4 protein-coding genes are annotated in these 6429 nt (G+C 39.4%); 1 reads left to right on the top strand and 3 read right to left on the bottom strand.

The window, feature by feature from the left end; translation table 11 throughout:
• Positions 1 to 956 precede the first annotated feature (956 nt).
• From QZL64_RS00550 to dapF, 3 genes are all read right to left on the bottom strand, one after another.
• On the bottom strand, positions 957 to 1217 hold the full coding sequence (locus QZL64_RS00550; RefSeq protein WP_021840113.1) for an HPr family phosphocarrier protein: 261 nt from the start codon (positions 1215 to 1217) through the stop codon (positions 957 to 959).
• A gap of 99 nt (positions 1218 to 1316) precedes the next feature.
• Entirely contained in the window at positions 1317 to 3050 is a 1734-nt protein-coding gene (gene ptsP, locus QZL64_RS00545) for a phosphoenolpyruvate--protein phosphotransferase (protein WP_021840112.1), read from the bottom strand.
• Between the two features lie 28 nt (positions 3051 to 3078).
• On the bottom strand, positions 3079 to 3909 hold the full coding sequence (gene dapF, locus QZL64_RS00540; RefSeq protein ID WP_021840111.1) for a diaminopimelate epimerase: 831 nt from the start codon (positions 3907 to 3909) through the stop codon (positions 3079 to 3081).
• Between the two features lie 810 nt (positions 3910 to 4719).
• Between dapF and QZL64_RS00535 the strand changes: the two genes are divergently transcribed.
• Complete coding sequence (locus tag QZL64_RS00535; protein ID WP_021840110.1) at positions 4720 to 6342, top strand: L-lactate permease; 1623 nt, start codon at positions 4720 to 4722, stop codon at positions 6340 to 6342.
• The last annotated feature ends 87 nt before the right edge of the window (positions 6343 to 6429 follow it).

Here is a 6429-nt window from a genome sequence, read left to right as displayed (position 1 = left end):
AAAAGTGTTCAATTTCACATTGCAATTTACTAAAAATACCATTTATTTGATTATCAACATATATTTATCACGTTTTGTGTTGATATATGTCAGTTAATCCTATTATTTATATATAAATAAATATTCAATTAATACCATCCCCTTTCAAAATACTTTCATGAGATATATAACCCTATTTAACCAATCGATTGTTATTTATCTCATTTAACTTCCCCTAAATTTATACTATACACATCTTAATTCTATATTCATTTTATCACCTTTCATTTTTATGTTCAACTGTAAAAGACTAAATTTTTCACAGTCAACTTTATTTTTTATTTTGTTATAATTTTTATAAACTCAAAACATCTAAAATGTACGATAATCATAGGTTTAAACAGCAATTTATTAATGATATATTTTATTTTTATATTCAAAATTACACATTACATAAATTTTTATCAGTCTCTTACTAAGAGACAGTCAATATTTTATCAATTAGAACAATGTATATTATTTAGATAAAAATTCATTTTTCATCTTAAAGCCACAAAACCCTTATAAATTAAACTTTAATATTATATAATTATTGTGATGTCTTGTCATACTAAACCTCAGCCATCAAATATTACTTCTCAAGTACATATTTATCGATAAACAACCCCGTTTTCACACTACCATAATCTATTGAATATAAAGTTTTATGTATTTTTATACTCACTTTGAGAATTTTTATAATTATCACTATCCGTGTCGACATCACATTTTCATAATCAATTCATTTTTAGCAACTATTAGTTTTATAATCGATATAATATCAGTTAAAATTCATAAATCGAAGTTTTTATATATAGCATAATTCAAAACAAACAAAAAAAGACGCTGTTTTATAACAGCGTCTTACTAATTAACAATATATGATTATTAAAAATTTTTCTGATTTTTACAAAAATTTTTATATTTGAAATATAAAATTAGTCGTTATGAGAAGTTAAGAACTCAGCTAATTTTTCAACAGCTTCAGCTTCATCAGGACCATCAGCTTTTAACACTACTTCAGAACCTTTAGTAGCGCCCAAAGTTAATACAGTCAAAATAGATTTAGCATCAGCTTGTTTTTCACCGGAAGAAATCGTAATCTTCGAAGAAAATTTAGCGGCCAGTTGCGTAAAAAGCGTGGCAGGGCGCGCATGTAAACCGGATTCATTGGTAATAACTACTACTTTTTCAGTCATATCGGATACCTTCCTTCAGTAAAATCAACAAGGGACAGTAATAGGTTTCTTCCCTTATATCTTAATATAAATTTTGCCATTATAGCAATGTTTTTATTTTTATAAGCCTTTTTCAGCCAAAACCGACTTGGCGTAAGCCACAATTTCGGAAGCGGTACTCATAGTCAGAGCTTTTTCAGCAACGGCTTTACATTCTTCAACGGTTACGGAGCGAACGATATTCTTAACTACCGGAATCGCCGAGGCACTCATACTGAACTCATCAAGCCCAAGGCCTAAAAGAATCATAGTCGCCACCGGATCACCGGCCATTTCACCACACATACCGGTAATCTGTTTAGCCTCATGGCTGGCTTCAATCGTATGTTTAATAAGGCGTAAGACAGCCGGATGGAGCGGTTGATATAAGTGACCGATATTTTCATTCATACGATCCACCGCTAAGGTGTACTGGCATAAATCATTGGTGCCGATACTGAAAAAATCCACATGCGGCGTGAATAATTCGGCCGCTGCAGCCACCGCCGGGATTTCAACCATAATACCGATTTGAGTATCTTCATTAAAGGCGATACCTTCAGCTCGCAGTTCTTCTTTAGCCGTTTCCACAACCGCATTAGCGGCTTTAATTTCTTCTACCGAGGCAATCATCGGATACATAATCTGAGCATCGCCAAACGCACTGGCACGCAAAATTGCGCGCAATTGTGTTTTAAAAATATCCGTCCGATCTAAACTGATACGAATGGCACGATAGCCGAGGAATGGATTCATTTCTTTCGGCAACTGTAAGCATTTAAGTTCCTTGTCACCGCCGATATCCATAGTACGAATAATAACCGGACGCCCACCAAGGCGTTCAACCGCTTTTTTATACGCTTCAAACTGCATCTCTTCAGATGGCAGTTCATCGTTTTTCATATATAAGAATTCGGTGCGGAATAAACCGATGCCTTCAGCACCTAAATGGCAGGCATGGGATGCATCTTCCGCCTTGCCTACATTGCCGAAGAGCAAAATTTCTTTGCCGTCTTTGGTTACGGCCGGTAAGGTAGCCGACTCTTTTAATACTTGGAGATGCTCACGATATGCCTTAGCTTCGGCGGTGTATGTTTCAAAATCGGCATCACTCACGTGGAGCAACACTTCACCTTCCGTGCCTTTAACAACCGCTTTTTCACCGTTTTCAAAAACAGAAATGTCCCCTAAGCCCATAACGGCCGGGATTTCCAACGTACGTGCCATAATAGCGGCATGACTGGTCGGACCACCACTGGCCGTCACCAAACCTTTAACGATATTTTTATCCAACGCCGCCGTATCGGATGGTGTTAAATCTTCGGCCACCAGAATCACTTCACCGGTCAAATGAGCTAAGCCACGCGGGCTCATGCCAAGTAAATTACGCATTAACCGATCGCCAATATCCTTAATATCGGCACCGCGTTCACGCATGTATGGATCTTCCATGGCCAGGAACATATCCGCAAAGGTATTGATTGTCTGTTCGGCAGCAGCTGCGGCCGATTGCAAGCCATCTTTAATCTGCCCTTTAATGCTGTCACTGAGGGTCGGATCTTGCACGATTAAACCATGCGCTTCAAAAATGGCGGCTTCATCCTTCCCCATTGTAGCTCGGGCATGCTCTTCAATGGCTTTCAACTGTTCAATTGTCAACTGAATAGCCGATTCCAAGGCGCTGATTTCAGCCTCCACTTCGGCTGCAGTAATCACACGTTTTTCAATTACAATGGCTTCTTGCTTATACACATACACTGTACCGGTGCCAACACCGCGTGCTCCGGAAATCCCTTTGAGTGTTACCTGCTCCATATCGTTCCTCCGCAATCGTTCTTACACTTTAAAGTTCAATGTCGGTTTCAAACACTTCGGTCGCCGGCCCCGTCATGAATACGGTACCGTCATCAGCATACCGAATATGCAATGTCCCTAAATATACTGCCACGTCGACTTCGCGACCGGTAAAACCATTCTGATGTGCCATAACCACACTACCGCAACAACCGGTGCCGCAAGCAAGGGTTGCGCCCGCACCGCGTTCCCAGGTGCGCACTTTAATATGAGTATCATCCACTACTTCAACAAAGTTAACATTCGTGCCTTGCGGAAATAACGGATGTTTCTCAATCTTAGGACCTAATGTCAAAAGAGGCACCTTCGTTACATCCTCTACAAATACTTCCGTATGAGGTACGCCCATAAGCACAGAGCTCACTTTATATTCCACGCCATCCACCGTAATCGGGAAATTCATAACTTCCGGCAAATCGGTATCCATAGGAATATCTTTGGCGGCAAAACTTGGTTTGCCCATATCAACGGTTACCTGTTCAACCTTGCCGTTTTTGATATGTAATGTCGGTTTCATGATGCCCGCCAACGTTTCAATGGTAAACGTTTCTTTTGTCATAATGCCGTGTTCATACGCATACTTAGCATAACAACGAATTCCGTTACCGCACATTTCTGCTTCACTGCCGTCGGCATTAATAATGCGCATGCGTATATCGGCAATATCCGAAGACACTACCACCATCAAACCGTCTGCACCGATGCCTGTTTGACGATGGCAAAGACGCTTAGCCAGCTCGCTATAATCTTTATTGCCACCGGCAAGCTCCGTAATAATCACGAAATCATTGCCAAGGCCATGCATTTTTGTAACTCTCATAATATATCTCCTATTTTCTGCAATTTTTATGCTTTACTATATTTTTACTATAATATTATATTTTACATAACTACTTTATAGTATCCGGTTAAAAATATTCTTAAATCTCTTCTAAAATTGCCTGTTACCGAAAATCTCTTATTTGAGTTATATTATATCACACTTTGAAGCATGATAATCATATAAAACGCTCATAATCAATCAATAAAAATCACATTGATTCACAATAAATCATATTAGAAAGTCTTATGTCAGAAATCAGAAATTGTAAAAAGTCTATTTTCAATGCCCATTTGGTATTATCATGCATACATTATAACTAATCTGAATAGTGCAGTATTCCAATTCTTTGATTTCTATGCTATACTGACATTATCCTAATCTGACAAACTTTTCTATAGAGTGTACACAATCACAAGGAAATCACCTAGATTAGTCCCCAACTATTATGTAATATGATACCTATATTACAAGGTGCCTTGCCATTGTTTATACTCTTATCATTTTGTAAAAAGGAGGTCCCCCAACAGTCTAACGTTTTGTTTTAACCGAATGTATGCAAACTGTATAAGTTTTTAACTATATTGTTTTTGTACGACACAATTCTTTAAAAGATAGGTTTTCAATACTAAGTAATTTTTTTATCATACGTTATTATTTTAATTTGTAGATATAAGCCTTTTAGGAATTTATTTCATAATATACACGTAAGGCCTTATATAGACGCTAATCTTAATAAAATGCTTAGTATAACTTGTTACTTTAAGTAAGTTACCCTCTGCGTTTAAGCGTGAAAGGATGATTGCACCAATGTTGACAACATTTTTAGCATTACTGCCAATCTTATGGTTAATCGTCGCATTAGCCATTCTTAAAATGCCGGCTTGGAAAGCCTGCGGTATCGCCGCTATCGGCTCTTTTATTCTTGCTATCACTTACTTTGAAAAAGGTGCAGGCGTTATGTTCTCCGGCGCCTTAGAAGGTGTTGCTCTTGCGGTATGGCCTATTTTACTCGTTATTACCGCTGCTATTTTCACTTACAACTTAGTGGTTCATACGAAAGCTATGGAAACCATTAAATTGATGTTATCCTCTGTTACTTCCGATACCCGTATCCTCGCCTTATTATTGGCTTGGGGCTTCGGCGCATTCATGGAAGGTATGGCCGGCTTCGGTACTGCCGTAGCGATTCCGGCGGCTATGATGGTAGCTGTAGGCTTTGACCCGCTCAAATCCATCTTAGCTTGTCTCGTAGCTAACTCCGTACCGACAACTTTCGGTTCCATCGCGATTCCGACAACGACGTTGGCATCCTTAACCAACCTTGATCCGGTTCATCTCGGTACCTTCATTTCCTCGCAATTATTTATTCTTAACGTAATTGCTCCATTCTTCGTTGTTGGTATCATCGGTGGCGGTTTCAAAGCGTTAAAAGGCGTTTTCACCATTACCTTATTATCCGGTTTGGCTTTAGCTGTGCCTGAGTTATTAATCAATGCAGCAGCCGGCCCTGAATTATCTGTAATGGTTTCTTCCGTTATCATCATGGGCGTTATTATCTTAGGTGCTAAATACTTACCTACTAATGACCCTGAATACAAAGTTGAATCTACAGCAACAACATCTGTAAGCGCAAAAGACGGCTTCGTTGCGGCTTTACCATTCATCTTAATCGTAATTCTCTTGATTTTAACTTCCAAATTGGTACCGGCTATTAACGGTCCGCTTTCCACGATTAAAACGGCTGTACCGATTTACCAAGGTCCTGGCGCTAAACCTTACACCTTCATGTGGGTTGCAACCCCTGGTATCATGATTTTCATCGCAGCTTTCATCGGCGGTTCTGTTCAGAAATCCAGCTTTGGTGAAATGTTTGGCGTATTGAGCAAAACATTTGCTAACTTGAAATTCACGTACTTAACCATTATCTCCGTAGTAGTTACTGCTAAATTGATGACTTACTCCGGTATGACTACCGATATTGCAAAAGCTTTAGTAGCTGCTACCGGTTCCTTGTATCCGGCCTTTGCTCCACTCGTTGGTGCGCTTGGTGCCTTCTTGACCGGTTCCGGTACAAACGCGAACGTACTCTTCGGGCCATTGCAGTTGGCAGCTGCTCATGACTTGGCTCCTGAATACAAAGACTTACCACTCTGGTTGGCCGCTATTAACTCCGGTGCAGCCGGTATTGGTAAAATGTTCTCCCCTCAGAGTATCGCCATCGCTATCGGCGCCGTTGCTCCTGCATTAGATGCTTATATCGAAAGCAACAAAGTTGACGCCGCTAAAGCAACTCAGTTACGTGATAGCATTAAAGCCAACGTAATCATGGTGTCCGTATTAAAATACTTCATCATCTTCATCGTGGCCAATGGCGTTATCTCCTACTTCGGTCATAACTTCATCGAACACATCCAATCATTCTTGTTGTAATTTACAACTGAATTGATATACCCCGCCTAAGTGTAAAGCTAGCGGTTTATGGTAAAAAAAATCATAACCACCCGTAGAACGGGTGGT

Origin of the sequence: Veillonella sp. CAG:933 (assembly GCF_000431435.1) — a bacterium.
Classification (GTDB): Bacteria; Bacillota; Negativicutes; order Veillonellales; family Veillonellaceae; genus Veillonella_A.
The sequence above is the reverse complement of the archived record's forward strand: the minus strand, read 5'-3'. Positions and strand labels throughout refer to the sequence as shown.

Excerpts from the sequence above, each read along its gene's own strand:
- ptsP (WP_021840112.1), bottom strand. The coding sequence starts at position 3,050 with ATGGAGCAGGTAACACTCAAAGGGATTTCCGGAGCACGCGGTGTTGGC.
- dapF (WP_021840111.1), bottom strand. The coding sequence starts at position 3,909 with ATGAGAGTTACAAAAATGCATGGCCTTGGCAATGATTTCGTGATTATT.
- QZL64_RS00535 (WP_021840110.1), top strand. The coding sequence starts at position 4,720 with ATGTTGACAACATTTTTAGCATTACTGCCAATCTTATGGTTAATCGTC.
- QZL64_RS00550 (WP_021840113.1), bottom strand. The coding sequence starts at position 1,217 with ATGACTGAAAAAGTAGTAGTTATTACCAATGAATCCGGTTTACATGCG.